A 16,771-nucleotide genomic window follows, 5' to 3' on the forward strand; every position below is an offset into this window, starting at 1 on the left:
GTCGGTGAGACTAGTCGGTCCGGTCGAGCTCCTGCCGGACTCGGTTCACGTCGTCGATCCAGGCGTCGACGTCCGAGGCACGCGTGGCGTACTCCTCGGCCACGTCGGGCTCGAGCGAGATCCAGAACTGCGAGCTCTGCCCAGCCTCCCAGACGGCGTCCGCGACCTCCTCAGCGGTGAGCGCGCCCTCGGCCGACCGGAAACCCGGGAGTCCGGAGGAGCGCTCGAGCATCGCCGTCTTCACGCTGCGCGCGACGATCGCCTGGGCGACGATCCCCTGATGCCGGTACGTCGCAGCGAGCCACTCCGCGAAGGCGATCTCGGCGTGCTCGGTGGCCGCGTAGGACGGCGAGCCGAGCAGCGTGAGGAGACCCGCGGAGGAGGAGGTGACCACGAACCGACCAGCACCGCGGGCGACCCACTCCGGCAGCAGCAGCCGCGCGGCGCGTACGTGGGCGAGGACGTTGACCTCGTACGAGGTCATCCAGGCGTGGTCGGAGGCCTCGAGGCCGCGGCCGCGCTCGACTCCCGCGTTGCCGTACCAGGCGTCGATCTTGCCGAGCTCCTCCCGGGCAGCGTCCACGAGCGCCGCGGTGCCGGCGGCCGAGGCGGCGTCGCCGGGAACTGCAAGGGCGTCGATCGAGTCGGCCACCGAGCGGAGCTCGGCGTCGTCGATGTCGGCAACGACGACGCGACACCCCTCCGCTGCGAACCGCACGGCCAGGGCCTTCCCGATCCCTCGGGCTGCTCCGGTCACAACCACCCCGCTCCCGGGTGCGAGTACGTTCACGGACCGACCACCTCCAGTGGCGTTAGTGAGGGTTAATCACTGTAACCGAGGCCGGTCCGTGAACGTGCGGCAACCTACTGATCAGTACCGATCACTCCGCCCATCTCATTCGGGCAGCCCCGACGAGGGCGGCGCGTCCGAGGCGGCGCTGTCGTCCTCCTCGATGGCGGCGTCACCGATGTCGGTGACGAGAACCGGCGTGAGCGGCTCGGAGGCACCGTTCTTGATCTCGACCACGCTCATCCCGGAGATGCCCAGGTGGGAGTCCTCGGAGAACCGGAACGGAGCCATCCCGGGTCCTTCGAAGGAGGAACCCTCCTTCTCGATCGTCTCCACGATCGACTCGCGGGTCAGGTCCTTGCCGTTGGCCTGCAGCGCCTGGACGAAGGTGTAGGCCTGCGACATGCCGTAGATCCGGTAGTTGGTCAGCTTCTCCGAGCCCTTCTTGGAGTACTCGTCCCAGACCTTCTGCCACAGCTTGACCCACTCGTCGTCAGGAGCGTCGACGCCGGAGATGTACTCGGTCGTCATCATCCCGTCCATCAGCTTCACGCCCTGCTCGGCCGGGATCTTGCCCTTGGTCATCGAGGCCAGCAGCCCACCGACCAGCGTCGGGTCCGACCCGACGTTCGAGTAGAACCACTTCGACTGGAAGCCGACGCCCTGCGCGGCGATCTGGCTCAGCGCGGTGTAGGACGGCGTGTTGAAGCCGATCACCAGGTCGACGCCCTTGGACTTGAACGAGGACATCTGCGGGGAGAAGTCGGTCGACCCACCCGGCGTGTACTTCTGTACGTCGACGATCTGGGCGTCGAGGAACTGGCGCGCGCCCTTCTCGCCGTCCTCGCCGAAGTCGTCGTCCTGCAGGAAGAGACCGACCTTGGCGTCGGGCATGTTCTCCTTGACGTACTGACCGATGACCTTGCCCTCGATCTCGTAGTCCGGCTGCCAGCCGAACGTCATCGGCGAGCCGGCCGGGTCGTCGCCCCACTGCAGCGAGCCGCTGGAGACGAAGAGGTCGGGGATGCCGTCGTCGTTGAGGCGCTGCACGACCGCGCGGTGCGTGGGGGTGCCGAGGCCGCCGACCATCGCGAAGATCTCGTCCTGCAGGATCATGTCGTTGGTGACGGCGCTGGTGTTCGTCGGGTTGTAGGCGTCGTCCTTGACGACCATCTCGATGTCTCGGCCGTGGACGCCACCGTTGTCGTTGACGTACTCATAGAACGCCTGATGTCCGGACGGGATCTCCGAGTAGCCGGGCGCGGCCGGGCCGGTCAGCGGGAAGTGCGCACCGACCTTGATCGAGGTGTCGGTGACGCCGACCGCCGTCCCGTCCTCGGAGGGCCGCTCCTTACCCGCGCCACAGGCCGCGAGGAGGGAGGCAGTGGTGAGGACGCAGACGACCTGTACGGCTCTGCGTGCAGTGCTTCTCATGTTGTCTTCTCCTTGGTTGACCCGAGAGATGAGGTGAGAGATGTGCGTGCCAGGAACGTGCGCAGGCTGCCGACGATCCCCGCCGGAGCGAGGAGGATGACGAGCATCAGCACCAGCCCGTAGACCACCGGGGTGACCTCCGCGGCCTGGGTTGCGCTGAGCCCGACCGACTCCCCGAGATCGGTGGCGAAGTGAGGAAGAAAGGCGAGTACGCCGGCCCCGATGAGCGCTCCGGTCAGGCTGCCGAGCCCGCCCAGGACGACCGCGGCCAGGAGCGTCAGCGAGAGCGTGATCGTGAACGCGCCGGGCGCCGTGAGACGTACGTTCATGGCCATCAGGCCGCCGGCGAGCCCGGCAGCCATGGCGCTGACGGTGAAGGCGACCACGCGGGCACGGCCCAGGTGGATGCCGGCCAGCTCGGCGGAGACGTCGTCGTCCCGCACCGCGCGCCAGCGCCGGCCGACCCGGGAGCGGCTCAGGTTGGCGAGCGCCACGAAGGTGATCGCGAGGAGCAGCCAGCCGAGGTAGGCGAGGAAGGAGTACTGGTCGATCTCGACGGCGGTGAAGAACCAGACCAGGTCCTGGATCCAAGCCGGGAGGTCGGTCGCGCGGGGCACCGGCACCTGGAGTCCCTGCTCGCCGCCGAGGACCTCCCACTGGTTGGCCAACCGGGGCACCGCCACGGCCAGCGTCAGGGTCGCGCCGGCGATGTACGGCCCGTGCAGCCGCGCCGCCGGGACCCCGACGACCACCCCGACCACGGCGCAGACCGCGATCGCGACGAGCAGGGCGACGAAGACGTCGGCCAGGGTCTCGCCGCCGGTGCGCTCGAGCACCAGGGTGGCGGCGTACGCCCCGACGGCCATGAGCGCCCCGTGGCCCAGCGAGAGCTGGCCGGAGAGGCCGGTCAGGAGCGTGAGACCGCCGGCCGCGATGGCGAAGTAGGCCATCTCGGCGTAGCGGGTCTGCAGGTACTGGCTGGAGCTGCCGATGACCGCCATCGCCACCACGAAGGCGACCAGGGCCACGACGAGGTGGCGTGCCAGCGGCACGGACGTCACCGGACGGAGGAGAGAGCGCAGACGTTCCATGGGTCAGACCCTCCTGGCCGCAGCCGCAGCGAACAGGCCGCTGGGGCGTACCAGCAGCACCACCATCAAGATCCCGAGCGCGACCAGCGGCGCCAGGTGCTCACCGACGTAGCCGGTGACGTAAGAGAGCGAGAGCCCGAGGATCAGCCCGCCGATCACCGACCCGAGCGGCGAGTCGAGGCCGCCCAGCACGGCGGCGATGAAGCCGTAGATCACGAACGGGTCCATGAACGCCGGGTTCACCAGGTCGCCACCGGCGATGAGCATCCCGGCCACCGCGCCCACGGCCGCGGCGAGCGCCCAGCCGAGGGTGAGCATGCGGCCGACGCGTACGCCCAGGAGCCGGGAGACCTCGCCGTTGAACGCGGCCGCCCGCATCCGCAGCCCCAGGTCGGTGAAGCGGAAGAGGACCACGAGCCCGGCCATCACGAGAGCGACCACGACGATCGTCAGGATGCCGAACGGGGTGATGCCGATCGAGGCGTCCCCGACATTGATCGCGTTGGTGCTGACCGGGGCCGGGAAGCCGCGGTGCTGGACGCCGAAGGTGATCGCGGTCAGGCCGTGGAGCACCATGAACAGCCCGAGGGTGAGGATCACCGCGTTGAGCTCGGCCTTGCCCTCGACCGGGCGGATGATCACCCGCTCGATCACGGCGCCGAGCCCGAACCCGGCGGCGATCGCTGCCATGAAGGCGACCCAGTAGGGCACATCGGCGTTGATCAGCGAGAGCGCGATGTAGGTAGTCACCATCGCCATCGCCGCCTGGGCGAAGTTGACGATCCGGGTCGAGCGCCAGATCAGGCACAGGGCCAGCGCGAACGCGGCGTAGACCGCGCCCAGGACCAGCCCTCCGAGGGTGGTGTCGAGAAACTGCTGCATGTCTGCTTCTCCTCAGAACCCGAGATAGGCGTGGCGGAGCTGCTCGTCGGCGGCCAGCTCGGCGGCCGGCGCCGAGGCGACGACCTTGCCGAGGTTGAGCACGACTCCGTGGTCAGCGATGGACAGGGCACTGCGGGCGTTCTGCTCGACCAGGACGACGGTGAGCTCCTCGGTCTGCACCAGTCCGCGGAGCAGGTCGAAGATCTGGGCCACCACCCGGGGCGCGAGTCCCAGGGAGGGCTCGTCGAGCAGGAGTACGGTCGGCCGCGCCATCAGCGCGCGGCCGATGACGAGCATCTGCCGCTCACCGCCCGAGAGCATGTGGGCGGTGGCCTCGCGGCGCTCGCCCAGGCGCGGGAAGAGCTCGAAGACCCGCTCGACCGGCATCGGCTCGGAGCCGGTCGCGCGGTGCAGCCCGCCGAGCCGGAGGTTCTCGGTGACGGTCAGCTCGGCGATCACGCCGCGCCCCTCCGGGACGTGGGAGAGGCCGTACGAGGTCAGCTTCTCGGTCGCGGTGCGCGTGATGTCCTTGCCGTTCAGCTTCACGCTGCCCCTGCTGGACTTCACCAGGCCGGACACGGTGCGCAGCAGCGTGGTCTTGCCGGCGCCGTTGGCGCCCAGGACGGCGGTGACCTGGCCTCTCGAGGCGGTGAAGGTGACGCCGTTGAGCGCCTTGACAGGTCCGTACGCAGCGCTCAGGTCCTCGACGGCGAACATCAGGCCTCCTCGGCAACGGTCAGTGCATGGACCTCGGCGGCGTCGTCGTGCTCGACCTGGTCACCCAGGTAGGCGGCGAGGACGGCCGGGTCGTTGCGGATCTCGTCCGGTGAGCCAGCCGCGATGACGCGACCGAAGTCGAGCACCGTGATCCGGTGGCAGACCGACATCACCAGGTCCATGTGGTGCTCGACGAGCATCACGGCGGTGCGCTCGGTCAGCCCGGTGATGATCTCGCCGAGCTCGGTCATCTCCTCGGCGCTCAGCCCGCTGGCGGGCTCGTCGAGGAGCAGCAGCTCCGGCTCGGCCACCAGGGCACGGGCGAGCGCGACCTTCTTCCGGATCGGGTAGGGCAGGCTGCCGGGGTAGCGGGCGGCGTACGACTCGATCCCGAGCTCGCCGAGGACCTCCCTCGCCTTGGCGGCCAGCCGGGCGTCGTCGCGGTGGCCGAGCCCGAGCAGGCCGCGCACGAAGCCGGCGCGGGCGAGACGGTCGGCGCCGACCATCACGTTGTCGAGCACCGTCATCCGCTCGAAGAGCCCGAGCCCCTGCAGGGTCCGGGCGATGCCGTGGCCGGCGAGCTGGTGCGGGCGGAGGTCGCGGATCGTCTCGCCGCGCAGGCGGAGCTCGCCCTCGGCGGGGCTGACGAAGCCGCACACGACGTTGAACAATGTGGTCTTGCCGGCACCGTTGGGGCCGATGACGCCGAGCACCTCATGGGGCGCGACCTCCAAGGAGACGTCCTCGAGGGCGCGTACGCCGCCGAACCGGACCGAGACTCCCTCGACCGCGAACAGCGGTGGGTCTTCGCCAGGCATCTGCATCATGCTCCCTTCACCCGTTGTGACGGCTATCACTTTGGACTCTCCGCACAACTGGGGATATGGGCAGTGAGCACAAAATCTTTCGGGCGCTCCGACCGGGATTCCCTGGACTACTGGCGGATACGGCAGTGGGCATGGGACGCTCCGCACATGGGTGTGACGAGTGACACAGCTCCCGACGCGGAACTCCGCCCGCTGGTGGAGCGTGCCTGGGCCTCGCTGGTGAGCCAGGCGGACGCGATCGCCGACGACATCACGCTGACCCTGATCGCGATCCAGCCGGAGTGGCACCAGAACGCCGAGCCGTCGGTGCGCGCCGATCTGCGCTCGAGCACGCGGGAGCACGTACGCCGCGGCATCCGGGCCATGGCCGGACTGACCCCGGGAGCCAATCCCGTCGACCTGTGGCGCGAGACCGGTCGGCGGCGGGCGCGGCAGGGCGTACCTCTGGAGTACTGCCTCAACGCCTACACCGTCGGCACCCGGATGCTGTGGGAGGCGATGGTCCACCAGCAGGAGGAGCTCGGGATCGACGACCGGGTGATGGTGCTCGCCGGGCGCCAGGTGTGGACCGACCTGGACGTGCAGAACTCGGTCATGTCGGGGGCCTACCGGAAGGAGGCGGCGCTGCTGCAGCGTCGCGACCTGCAGCTCCAGGGCCGGCTACTCGACGGGCTCGCCGAGGGTCGCGGTGGCGATCCCGCGTTCGCCGCCGAGGTGCAGGACATCCTCGGGGTCGCCGCCGACGCGCGGATGGCCTGCGTGGTCGCGGCCTTCGACGGCAACCGCGACTCACCACTACGCAACCCCGACGACCGGTTGGAGAAGGCCGGCCTGGTGTCGTTCTGGCACGTACGCGGCGACCACCACTTCGGGCTGGTCCCGTTGGGGTCGCGCCCGGTCGCGGAGGCCGTCGCCGATCTGGTCGAACAGCTCGCCTGCTGCAACTCGGGCCGGGTCGGGATCGCCACCGCCGACGACCTCAGCGGCTTCGGCACCGCCTTCCAGCTCGCCACGCACACGGTGGAGACGGTGCCCCGGGGGCGTACGGACATCGCGGTCGTCGACGACCGTCTGCCACAGGTGCTGCTGACCGCCTCGCCCGCGGTCTCCCACCTGCTCGTACGCCGCACCCTCGGCCCGATCCTGGCGCAGCCGACCCACCAGTCCGACGTGCTGCTGGCGACGCTCCGTGCCCTCATCGCGCACGGCGGCTCCCCCACCCATGCCGCCGAGGACCTGATCTGCCACCGCAACACGGTCATCTACCGCATCAAGCAGATCCAGGACCTCACCGCGAAGAGCATCTCCGATCCCCGCGACCGCCTCCTGTTCGCTCTCGCTCTGATGGCACTGGAGAAGTAGCCGAGACGTCACCCGCGTCGGCCGAGGTGGCACCGTGGTGCCACCTAGGCCGACCGGCGTGACGGCTCGGCATCAGATGTCGACCAGGGCCCCCAGACGGTCGCGATGAAGGCCGGGGAGGCCGTACGCGATCTGGTCGGCCTTGGCCCGCTTCAGGTAGAGGTGGGCGGGGTGCTCCCAGGTCATGCCGATACCGCCGTGCAGCTGCACCGCCTCCTCGGCCGCGGTGACGGCCAGGTCACCGCAGTACGCGGCGGCGACGTGGGTCGCGATCTCGGTCTCCTTCGCGTCTCCGAGAGCCAGCGCGCCGGCGGCGTAGCGCGCAGCCGCGCCGGCTCCTTCGACGCTCGTGTAGAGGTCGGCGAGCCGGTGCTTGAGCGCCTGGTAGCCACCGACGATCCGGCCGAACTGCCGCCGGACCTTGAGGTACTCCACCGTCGTGGTCAGGCACCACTGCGCCACCCCGACCTGCTCGGAGGCCATCAGCGCGGCCCCGGCCAGCAGACCGGCACGTACACCCTCGGCACCGTGCTCAGCGGCCACGACCACCTCGCCGGCGGCCGGGTCGAGGGTGACATCGGCGAGCTGGCGGGTCATGTCGAGCGAGCTCACCGGGGCGATCGTCGCCCGGTCCGCGGGGACGGCTCGGATCTCGATGCCGTCGGGGGTCGTCACCGGCACCAGGAGCGTGTCCGCCTCCAGGGCGCCGGCGACCGACCGGATCTCGGTGTCAACGGGCTCGAACGGCTGGACGGTCGTGGTCGCGAGCGACACGGCCAGGGCCGCGGTCCGCTCCCCCGACGCCAGTCCGGCCAGCAGCTCCGCACCGGCCTCGGTGGGCCCGGCCAGCAGGACCGAGGTCGCGACGACAGAGCTGGTCAGGAACGGCACCGGGGCGACCGACCGGCCGAGCTCCTCCAGGACCACGGCGGCCTCGCGGGGGGATGCCCCGGCGCCACCGTAGGACTCCGGGATCAGCAGCCCCGCGAGCCCGAGCTCGCTGGCGAGGCCCTTCCACAGGACCGGCGTGAGCGAGCTGTCCCCGTCGTACGCCTTGACCACGTCGGCCGGCGAGCAGTGCTCGGCCAGGAACGACCTGACCGTGGCACGCAGGTCGGCATCGAGCTCGTTGTCGAGCAGTTCGACATCAGTCATCGCGGGATCTCCTTCCAGGAAACGTCCTTGTCGACCCGGTGCTCCCCGGGAAGACCGAGGACTCGCTCGGCCACGATGTTGCGCAGGATCTCCGAGGTGCCGCCCTCGATGGAGTTGCCCTTGGCGCGCAGGTAGCGATAGACGGCGTCGCGGCCGCCGAAGTCGACATGCTCGGGCCGGACCATCGCCCAGCCGTCGCCGTCCTCGTAGCGAAGGCCCTCCTCGCCGCGAAGCTCCAGATCGAGCCCGGTGAGCTGCTGGTTGACCTTGGCGAAGGTCAGCTTCATCGCCGACCCCTCGGGCCCGGGCTGGCCGACGGCCAGCTTCTGCCGCAGCCTCGCTCCGGTCAGCCGGGCCACCTCCGACTCGACCCACAGCCTCAAGAGCCGGTCGCGCAGCTCCGGGGTGTGGTTCTCCGGATGCGTACGCCACGACTCGGCGACCACGCCGAGCATCCCGCCCTCGCGGGGCATGGCGGCGCCACCGATGGCGACACGCTCGTTGTTGAGGGTGGCGTTGGCGACCTCCCATCCCTGCCCGACGGCGCCGAGGCGGTGGGCGTCAGGGATCCTCACATCGGTCAGGAAGACCTCGTTGAACTCCGCCTCGCCGGTGATCTGGCGCAGCGGCCGCACCTCGACGCCCGGATCGTGCATATCGCACAAGAAGTAGGTCAGACCGCGATGTTTCGGGACGTCCGGGTCGGTGCGGGCGACGAGGATCGCGAAGTCGGCGTTGTGGGCGCCCGAGGTCCACACCTTCTGCCCGTTGACGACCCACTCGTCACCGTCGAGGACGGCTCGGGTCGCCAGGCCGGCGAGGTCGGAGCCGGCCCCGGGCTCGGAGAAGAGCTGGCACCAGATCTCCTCGCCGCACCACAGCGGCTCCAGGAAGCGAGACTTCTGCTCCGGGGTGCCGTAGGCCAGGATCGTCGGCGCAGCCATGCCGAGCCCGATCCCGTTGCGTCGCGGGTTGTTGTCGGGGGCGCCGGCCGCCTCGAAGAGGTCGGAGACCAGCGGCTGCAGGGCGCGGGAGGCGCCGAGACCACCATGGCCCTCGGGGAACGCGACCCACGCCAGCCCGGCCTGGTAGCGGGCGTGCAGGAAGGCGCTCGGGTCCGTCGTCGCAACCGGGTGCTCCGCCAGGAATGACTCGACGCGACCCCGCAGCTCCTCGGGAGTCACTGCCGGCCCTCCCGCCGCGCGGCCTGCTTGCGCAGCTCGGCCTTGGCCAGGGCGTTCTTGTGCACCTCGTCGGGGCCGTCGGCGAAGCGCAGCGTACGGATGCCGGCGTAGGACTTGGCCAGCGGGAAGTCCTGGGAGAGGCCGCCGGCGCCGTGGGCCTGGATCGCCTTGTCGAGGATCCACTGGACGGTCGCGGGGGTGGCGATCTTGATCGCCTGGATCTCGGTGTGGGCGCCCTTGTTGCCGACCGTGTCCATCAGCCAGGCGGTCTTGAGGACGAGGAGCCGCAGCTGCTCGATCCGCACCCGCGACTCGGCGATCCAGTCACGGATCACCCCCTGCTCGGAGAGCGGCTTGCCGAAGGCGACCCGCTCCTCGACGCGGGCACACATCAGCTCGATCGCCCGCTCGGCCAGACCGATGGAGCGCATGCAGTGGTGGATGCGGCCGGGGCCCAGGCGCGCCTGGGCGATCGCGAACCCCATGCCCTCGGTCCCGATGAGATTGCCCGCCGGCACGCGTACGTCGGAGAAGATCAGCTCGGCGTGGCCGCCGTGGTCGTGGTCGTCGTAGCCGAAGACCTCCATGCCGCGCTTGATCGTGAGGCCCGGGGTGTCGCGGGGAACCAGGATCATCGACTGCTGCTTGTGGCGCTCTGCTGACGGGTCGGTCTTGCCCATCACGATGAGGATCTTGGCGTTCGGGTTCATCGCGCCGGTGATCCACCACTTGCGGCCGTTGATGACGTACTCGTCGCCGTCGAGCACGATCGAGGTCTCGATGTTGGTCGCGTCGGAGGAGGCGACTGCCGGCTCGGTCATCGCGAAGGCGCTGCGGATCTGCCCGTCCAGGAGCGGCTCCAGCCACTCCTTCTGCTGCGCCTCGTTGCCGAAGTCGTGCAGCACCTCCATGTTGCCGGTGTCGGGCGCGGCACAGTTGAACGCGGCCGGCGCGAGGTGGCTGCGGCCGGTGATCTCGGCCAGCGGGGCGTACTGCAGGTTGGTCAGGCCGGCTCCGCCCTCACCGGGCAGGAAGAGGTTCCACAGGCCACGCTTGCGGGCCTCGGCGCGGATCTCGCCGAGGACCGGGACACTGTCCCAGGCCCACTTGTCGTCCTGGGCCGCGAGCTGCTCCTCGAAGACGGCCTCGTTCGGCTCGACGTACGTCTTCTGGAAGTTCCATACCGAGGCGACGAGCTCCTCGGTCCTGGCGTCGGGTGCGAAATCCATGCGTCACTTCTCCTTCATTGCAGACAGTCCCATGTCCAGGAGCGGGTGGATCCCGTCCCCGATCTTGTCGAATCCGGGCCCAACGGTCTGGCCCTTGAGGTAGCGGTAGTGGATCCCCTCGAGGATCGCGGCGAGCTTGTAGGCGGCGAGGCCGAGGTAGAAGCCGAACTCGCTCAGATCGCGCGGGCTGGCCGCGTCGTAGCGGGCGATGATCTCGTCCTCGGAGAGCCAACCGGGGGCGTTGCTGACGTCGGTCACGGTGCCGTCGCCGGAGACCGTGGCCATCCGCTGGTAGGTGAGCAGGATCGCCAGGTCGGTGACCGGGTCGCCGAGCGTGGCCATCTCCCAGTCGACGACCGCCTTGATCTGGTCGTCGGCGGAGGTCAGCACGTTGTCGAGCCGGTAGTCGCCGTGCACGATCCCCGGCCCGGTCGAGGCGGCCTCGGCGGCGCCCACCCGCGCCTCCAGCAGCGCGTGGAGTTCGTCGGCTGCGGGGAGGTCGCGGGAGTACGACGCCTCGAGCTGCTTCTTCCAGCGCCTGACCTGGCGCGACAGGAACCCCTCGGGGCGGCCGAACTCGCTCAGCCCGACCGTGGCCGGGTCGACCGCGTGCAGCGCGGCCATCACGTCGATGAGCTGCTCCGAGATGGCCCGGGTCCGCTCGGCACCGAGCGGCTCGAGCTCGCGGGCGTAGCGGTAGGGCCAGCCGTCGACCTTCTCCATCACGTAGAACGGCGCCCCGAGCACCTCCTCGTCGTCGCAGAACGCGTAGGTGAGCGGCACCGGCACGTCGGTGTCGCGCAGCGCGGTGATCACGGTGTGCTCACGCTTCATGTCGTGCGCGGTGGCGAGCACGTGCCCCAGCGGCGGGCGCCGGACGATCCACTCGTGGGTGCCGTCGGTGACGGCGTACGTCAGGTTGGACTTGCCTCCGGAGATGTGGGTGGCGCTCAGGTCCTGGCCGGCGCCTGTCACGTTCTTGGCCAGCCACGGGCCGAGTCGGTCCAGGTCGAGTCCGGGCAGCGATTCGGTCGTCACGCGGCACCTCCGAGTGTGGGAATCTTCCGGGCGAGCGCTGCGCGGGTGCTCGCCGGGTCTGTGTGCAGCAGTGCGTCGAGACCGACCGCCCGGGCGCCGAGGACGTTGGGCTCTGCATCGTCGATGAAGAGGCACTCCTCGGCCGGGAGACCGAGCCTGCTCAGGGTGCGGTCGAAGATCGGTGGCTCCGGCTTCCGCATCGCGACCTCCTCGGAGATCACCACCACCTCGAACAGCGCGTCGACCTGCTTGCGAGGGTAGAAGTTGCCCCAGCTGTTGGAGAGCAGGGCCAGCCGGATGCCGGCGTCGCGGAGCTCCTCGGCCAGCGCGAACATCTCCGGGTTGGGCCGCATCCCGGCGAAGAGCCGGGACAGGACGCCATCGGGATCGACCGGGCTACCGTCGTACGTCTCCAGGCGAGCGGCCAGGAGCTTGTCGAACTCCTTGACCGAGAGCTCGCCGAGCTCGAGGCGGTGGATCGGGGTGCCGGCGTCGGCGTAGCGGCCCAGCCACTCCTTGAGCACCGTCGTGAAGCTCTCCGGCCTGATGCCGTCAGCCTTCAGCCAGGCCCGGATCGAGTCGCCGATGGGCGTGGTCAGCACCCCGCCGTAGTCGAAGATGACAGCCTTCATGCGACGTACACGACCCGTCCGACGGTGGTGCCGTCGGCAAGGCGCTGTACCCCGTCGGCCACCTCGTCCAGGGACAGCTCCTCGCTGACCAGCGGCTTGATCGAGCCTTCGTCCGCCATCCGGGTGAGCTCGCGGTGGCACTCGGCGACCAGGTCGGGCGCGAGCGCGTTGTAGAGGCCCCAGTGGAGCCCGACGATCGAGTAGTTCTTGATCAGCGAGTGGTTGAGCGCCGCCTCCTGGATGCGCCCGCCGGCGAACCCGATGATCAGGATCCGGCCCTCGAAGGCGATGCATTTGGTGGAGCGGTCGTAGGTGTCGCCGCCGACGGGGTCGTAGATCACGTCGGCGCCCTTGCCGCCGGTGACCTCCTTGACCACCTTGACGAAGTCCTCGGTGTGGCGATCGATGATCACGTCCGCGCCGAGCTGCTTGGCGACCGCGGCCTTCTCCGGCCCGCCGACGACGCCGATGACGGTGGCCCCGGCGGCCTTGCCGAGCTGGATCGCGGCGCTGCCGACCCCGCCGGCCGCGGCGTGCACGAGCAGCGTCTCGCCGGGCTGGATGTGGGCGCGGCGGTGGAGTGCGAACCAGCCGGTCTGATAGCCGATGTAGAGGCTCGACGCCTCGGCGTCGGTGAGCGCCTCCGGAGCCGGGAACGTGGTCGCGGCGTCCATCAGCGCGAGCTCGCCGAAGCCGCCGTACGGCAGCGATCCGCCGCCGATGACGCGGTCCCCGACCTTCAGTTCGGTGGTCGAGCCTGTCGAGACCACGCCTTCGCCGAGCGCGACGACCTCACCGCACAGCTCGACGCCGGCGGTGAACGGCAGTTCGGGCTTGACCTGGTAGAGACCTCGGGCCATCAAGACATCCGGGAAGTTGGCGGGGCTGGCCAGCACCTTCACGACGAGCTGTCCGGCTCCGGGGGTCGGGTCGGGCACCTCCTCGAGCCGCATCACGTCCTTGGGCTCGCCGAGCGAGCCGATCCGCCACGCCTTCATACCTGTCCTTCCACGTGCTGCCAGAGTCGATTCATCCCGCTGAGCCACTTGTCGGTCTGCGTCGCCCGCGCGGCGTAGTAGTCGCCCACCTCCGGGTGCGGCAGCACCAGGAAGCGGTCATCGGACGTCGCCTCCCAGGCCGCATCGGCGACCTGCTCGGGCGTCAGCGCTCCGTCGCGGCTGAGCAGGCCCGCCATCGGTCCCGATCGCTCGAGCATCCCGGTCTGTACGCCCTGCGGGCAGATCGCCTGGACGACGATCCCGTGATGGCGGTAGGTCGCCGAGAGCCACTCCGCGAAGGCGACCGCGGCGTGCTTGGTGACCGAGTAGGTCGGCGTACCGACCATCATCAGCAGCCCCGCCGCACTCGCCGTCACCACGAAGCGGCCTGCCCCAGATTCGGTGCCGCGCTCGACCCAGTCGGGGACGAGGAGCCGCGCCGCCCGGACGTGGGCCATCACGTTGACCTCGTGTGACGCCTGCCAGTCCTCCTCGGGACAGTCCAGGCCGATGCCGCGGTCGATGCCGGCATTTCCGTACCACGCGTCGATCTGGCCGAGGTGGTCCTTCGCCGCCTCGACGAGGCGGGCCACGCCCTCGACCGAGGCCGCGTCACCGGCCACCGGGTGGGCGCCGATCTCCTTGGCCGTCTCGGTCAGGCGTACGTCGTCGATGTCGTTGACCACGACGCGGACGCCCTCGGCGACGAGGCGGGCTGCGAGGGCACGGCCGATCCCGCCCGCGGCGCCGGTGACGACGGCGGTGCTGCCTGGGGCCGGCGCCATCAGACGCGTCCGCCGGCGAGGGTGAGGCCGCCGTCGACGGTGACGAGCTGGCCCGTCATCCAGCCGGCGTCCTCGGAGAGGAGGAACGAGGCCACGCCGGCGATGTCCTCGGGGGTGCCGAGGCGCTTGAGCGGGTACGCCGCCGAGACCTCCTGCTCGCGGCCCTCGTAGAGGAGCTCGGCGAACTTGGTCTTCACCACGGCCGGGAGGATCGCGTTGACCCGCACCTTCGGGCCGAGCTCGACCGACAGCTCCTGGGTGATGTAGCTGAGCATCGCCTTGCTCGCGCCGTACGTCGCGATCAGCGGGGTCGGGGCCAGACCGGCCACCGAGGAGATGTTGACGATCGCACCGCCGTGCTCGGACATCCACTCCCGCCAGACCTGCTGGGTCCAGCCGATCGGCGAGAGGCAGTTGACCTCGACGGTCTTGCGGGCCGACTCGCGGTCCATGTCGATCAGGCCGCCGGCCTTCGGGTTGATGCCGGCGTTGTTGACCAGCAGGTCGGCGCTACCGAAGGTGTCGATCGCAGCCTTGACGACCTCCTCCTGGTGGCCGGGGTCGTCGGCCTTGCCGGCGATGCCGAGGGCGACCTCCTTGCCCCCGAGCCCCTCGACCGCCTCCGCGAGCGCCTCGGGCTTGCGCGCCGTGATGACGACCTTCGCCCCCTCGTCCACCAGCCGCTGGGCGATGCCCAGACCGATGCCCCGGCTGGCCCCGGTGATGATCGCCGTACGTCCCTCGAACCTCGACATGCTCATTCCCTCGTGTGCTCGGCTAATCTAAGCGCTTGCTTAGGTGGTGACAGCGGTCACTCTACGGGGTAGCCCAAGAACATGGAAGGTCGGCGTCCAAGCAATGCCGAGAAGTCAGGTACGTCGGCCGAGGCGTCAGTTCTGCAGAACGAGACGTCACTTCTGCAGGTCGAGTTGGCACCCTCGTGACAACTCGGCCTGCACAAGTGACGTCTCGGCGGGAAGAGGCTCTGCGTTCGGGGGGGGGCGGCAGAATCCCGCAATGGCGGGGATGTGCAGCGCCCGNTGATACCAATGAGTCAAGAAGAGCAAAATCATGAGGAATTGAACGACCAGCTGCAAGTCAGACGAGATAAAATGAACCAGCTGAGAGAAAACGGCATTGACCCTTTCGGCGAACGTTTCGAGAGAACGCATCAATCTCAACAGATCATTGACGCCTACCAGGATCTTTCTAAAGAAGAACTGGAAGAAAAAGCGATCGAAGTGACCATTGCAGGCCGTATGATGACAAAGCGCGGAAAAGGGAAAGCCGGCTTTGCGCATCTGCAGGACTTAGAAGGTCAAATTCAAATTTACGTAAGAAAAGACAGTGTCGGCGAAGAACAATATGAAATCTTTAAATCTTCAGACCTGGGAGACGTTATCGGCATCACGGGGAAAGTTTTCAAAACAAACGTAGGCGAGCTTTCTGTCAAAGCGACATCTTTTGAACTGCTGACAAAAGCACTGCGTCCTCTTCCTGATAAATATCATGGGTTAAAAGACGTTGAACAGCGTTACCGCCAGCGCTATCTCGATCTCATCGTAAACCCTGACAGCAAACAAACGTTTATCACACGCAGCAAAATCATCCAAGCGATGAGAAGATACTTAGATGACCATGGATACTTAGAAGTTGAAACACCTACGATGCACAGCATACCGGGAGGAGCGTCTGCACGCCCGTTCATCACGCACCATAACGCGCTCGACATGCCTCTTTATATGCGTATTGCGATTGAACTGCACCTAAAACGCCTGATTGTCGGCGGATTGGAAAAAGTCTACGAAATCGGCCGTGTGTTCCGTAATGAAGGTGTTTCTACACGCCATAACCCTGAATTCACGATGATCGAGCTGTATGAAGCGTACGCCGATTATAAAGATATTATGAGTCTTACGGAAAACCTCGTAGCACATATTGCGCAGGAAGTGCTTGGAAGCACCACAATCCAGTACGGAGAAGAGCAGATTGATCTGAAACCTGAATGGAAACGACTCCACATGGTAGATGCGGTCAAAGAAGCGACAGGTGTAGATTTCTGGAATGAGATGACTGTTGAAGAAGCGCGCGGTCATGCAAAAGAGCATGGTATCGAGATCACAAATTCAATGACGGTAGGTCATATCATCAATGAATTCTTCGAACAAAAAATTGAAGAAACACTCATTCAGCCTACATTTATTTACGGCCACCCTGTAGAGATTTCTCCTCTTGCTAAGAAAAATCCGGAGGACCCTCGCTTTACAGACCGTTTTGAGCTGTTTATCGTCGGCCGTGAGCACGCTAATGCGTTTACGGAGCTGAATGACCCTATTGACCAGAGGGAACGCTTTGAAGCGCAATTAAAAGAAAGAGAAGAAGGAAACGATGAAGCGCATATGATGGATGAAGACTTCGTTGAAGCTCTTGAATACGGCATGCCGCCGACCGGGGGATTGGGTATCGGTATCGACCGCCTTGTCATGCTGTTAACAAATGCTCCGTCTATCAGAGACGTTTTATTATTCCCTCAAATGAGACAACGCTAATAAAAGGGAAGGCGCCGTTTCTGCTTATCGCAGTACGGCGCTTTTTTAGAAACAAGCCGCTCATAAAACTTTTTTGATTTTCTTTTGAAAAACTATTG

Annotated in this window: 16 protein-coding genes; 2 read left to right on the top strand and 14 right to left on the bottom strand. The window is 67.5% G+C overall.

The window, feature by feature from the left end:
• Positions 1-10: 10 nt before the first annotated feature.
• The 6 genes from ACFX43_RS08895 to ACFX43_RS08920 form a co-directional block, all read right to left on the bottom strand.
• Positions 11-790, bottom strand: a complete 780-nt coding sequence (locus tag ACFX43_RS08895; RefSeq protein ID WP_378819609.1) for an SDR family oxidoreductase — start codon at positions 788-790, stop codon at positions 11-13.
• 105 nt (positions 791-895) lie between these two features.
• On the bottom strand, positions 896-2,224 hold the full coding sequence (locus ACFX43_RS08900) for an ABC transporter substrate-binding protein (RefSeq protein ID WP_378819611.1): 1,329 nt from the start codon (positions 2,222-2,224) through the stop codon (positions 896-898).
• Positions 2,221-3,315: a branched-chain amino acid ABC transporter permease gene (locus ACFX43_RS08905; RefSeq protein WP_378819614.1), complete on the bottom strand. Its 1,095-nt coding sequence runs from the start codon at positions 3,313-3,315 to the stop codon at positions 2,221-2,223. Before ACFX43_RS08905 ends, ACFX43_RS08900 begins: the two co-directional genes overlap by 4 nt.
• 3 nt (positions 3,316-3,318) lie before the next feature.
• Positions 3,319-4,197, bottom strand: coding sequence for a branched-chain amino acid ABC transporter permease (locus ACFX43_RS08910; protein ID WP_355020746.1), 879 nt, complete (start codon positions 4,195-4,197; stop codon positions 3,319-3,321).
• A 12-nt stretch (positions 4,198-4,209) separates the two neighbouring features.
• On the bottom strand, positions 4,210-4,914 hold the full coding sequence (locus ACFX43_RS08915; RefSeq protein ID WP_378819617.1) for an ABC transporter ATP-binding protein: 705 nt from the start codon (positions 4,912-4,914) through the stop codon (positions 4,210-4,212).
• Positions 4,914-5,732, bottom strand: a complete 819-nt coding sequence (locus ACFX43_RS08920; protein WP_378819619.1) for an ABC transporter ATP-binding protein — start codon at positions 5,730-5,732, stop codon at positions 4,914-4,916. The genes ACFX43_RS08915 and ACFX43_RS08920 overlap by 1 nt, the downstream gene beginning before the upstream one ends.
• A 156-nt stretch (positions 5,733-5,888) precedes the next feature.
• Between ACFX43_RS08920 and ACFX43_RS08925 the strand changes: the two genes are divergently transcribed.
• Positions 5,889-7,103, top strand: coding sequence for a PucR family transcriptional regulator (locus ACFX43_RS08925; protein ID WP_378819622.1), 1,215 nt, complete (start codon positions 5,889-5,891; stop codon positions 7,101-7,103).
• A 72-nt stretch (positions 7,104-7,175) separates the two neighbouring features.
• On the opposite strand, the gene ACFX43_RS08930 is transcribed toward ACFX43_RS08925, so the two are convergent.
• From ACFX43_RS08930 to ACFX43_RS08965, 8 genes are read right to left on the bottom strand one after another with little or no spacing between them, the layout of a single operon-like run.
• Positions 7,176-8,258, bottom strand: coding sequence for an acyl-CoA dehydrogenase family protein (locus tag ACFX43_RS08930; RefSeq protein WP_378819625.1), 1,083 nt, complete (start codon positions 8,256-8,258; stop codon positions 7,176-7,178).
• Positions 8,255-9,442 carry an acyl-CoA dehydrogenase family protein gene (locus ACFX43_RS08935; protein WP_378819628.1) on the bottom strand — a complete coding sequence of 396 codons (1,188 nt, stop codon included), beginning with the start codon at positions 9,440-9,442 and terminating at the stop codon, positions 8,255-8,257. The genes ACFX43_RS08930 and ACFX43_RS08935 overlap by 4 nt, the downstream gene beginning before the upstream one ends.
• Positions 9,439-10,671, bottom strand: a complete 1,233-nt coding sequence (locus ACFX43_RS08940; RefSeq protein ID WP_378819631.1) for an acyl-CoA dehydrogenase family protein — start codon at positions 10,669-10,671, stop codon at positions 9,439-9,441. Before ACFX43_RS08940 ends, ACFX43_RS08935 begins: the two co-directional genes overlap by 4 nt.
• Before the next feature lie 3 nt (positions 10,672-10,674).
• Positions 10,675-11,709 carry a phosphotransferase family protein gene (locus ACFX43_RS08945; protein WP_378819633.1) on the bottom strand — a complete coding sequence of 345 codons (1,035 nt, stop codon included), beginning with the start codon at positions 11,707-11,709 and terminating at the stop codon, positions 10,675-10,677.
• Complete coding sequence (locus tag ACFX43_RS08950; RefSeq protein ID WP_378819636.1) at positions 11,706-12,341, bottom strand: HAD family hydrolase; 636 nt, start codon at positions 12,339-12,341, stop codon at positions 11,706-11,708. Before ACFX43_RS08950 ends, ACFX43_RS08945 begins: the two co-directional genes overlap by 4 nt.
• On the bottom strand, positions 12,338-13,339 hold the full coding sequence (locus tag ACFX43_RS08955; protein WP_378819639.1) for an NADPH:quinone oxidoreductase family protein: 1,002 nt from the start codon (positions 13,337-13,339) through the stop codon (positions 12,338-12,340). Before ACFX43_RS08955 ends, ACFX43_RS08950 begins: the two co-directional genes overlap by 4 nt.
• Positions 13,336-14,124, bottom strand: coding sequence for an SDR family oxidoreductase (locus ACFX43_RS08960; RefSeq protein WP_378819642.1), 789 nt, complete (start codon positions 14,122-14,124; stop codon positions 13,336-13,338). The genes ACFX43_RS08955 and ACFX43_RS08960 overlap by 4 nt, the downstream gene beginning before the upstream one ends.
• Entirely contained in the window at positions 14,124-14,879 is a 756-nt protein-coding gene (locus ACFX43_RS08965) for an SDR family oxidoreductase (protein ID WP_378819644.1), read from the bottom strand. Before ACFX43_RS08965 ends, ACFX43_RS08960 begins: the two co-directional genes overlap by 1 nt.
• Positions 14,880-15,173: 294 nt before the next feature.
• On the opposite strand from ACFX43_RS08965, the gene lysS reads away from it, so the two are divergent.
• Positions 15,174-16,673, top strand: a complete 1,500-nt coding sequence (lysS, locus tag ACFX43_RS08970) for a lysine--tRNA ligase (RefSeq protein ID WP_032872208.1) — start codon at positions 15,174-15,176, stop codon at positions 16,671-16,673.
• Positions 16,674-16,771: the final 98 nt, after the last annotated feature.

Origin of the sequence: Nocardioides sp. YIM B13467, from assembly GCF_042788075.1 — a bacterium.
GTDB lineage: Bacteria > Actinomycetota > Actinomycetes > Propionibacteriales > Nocardioidaceae > Nocardioides.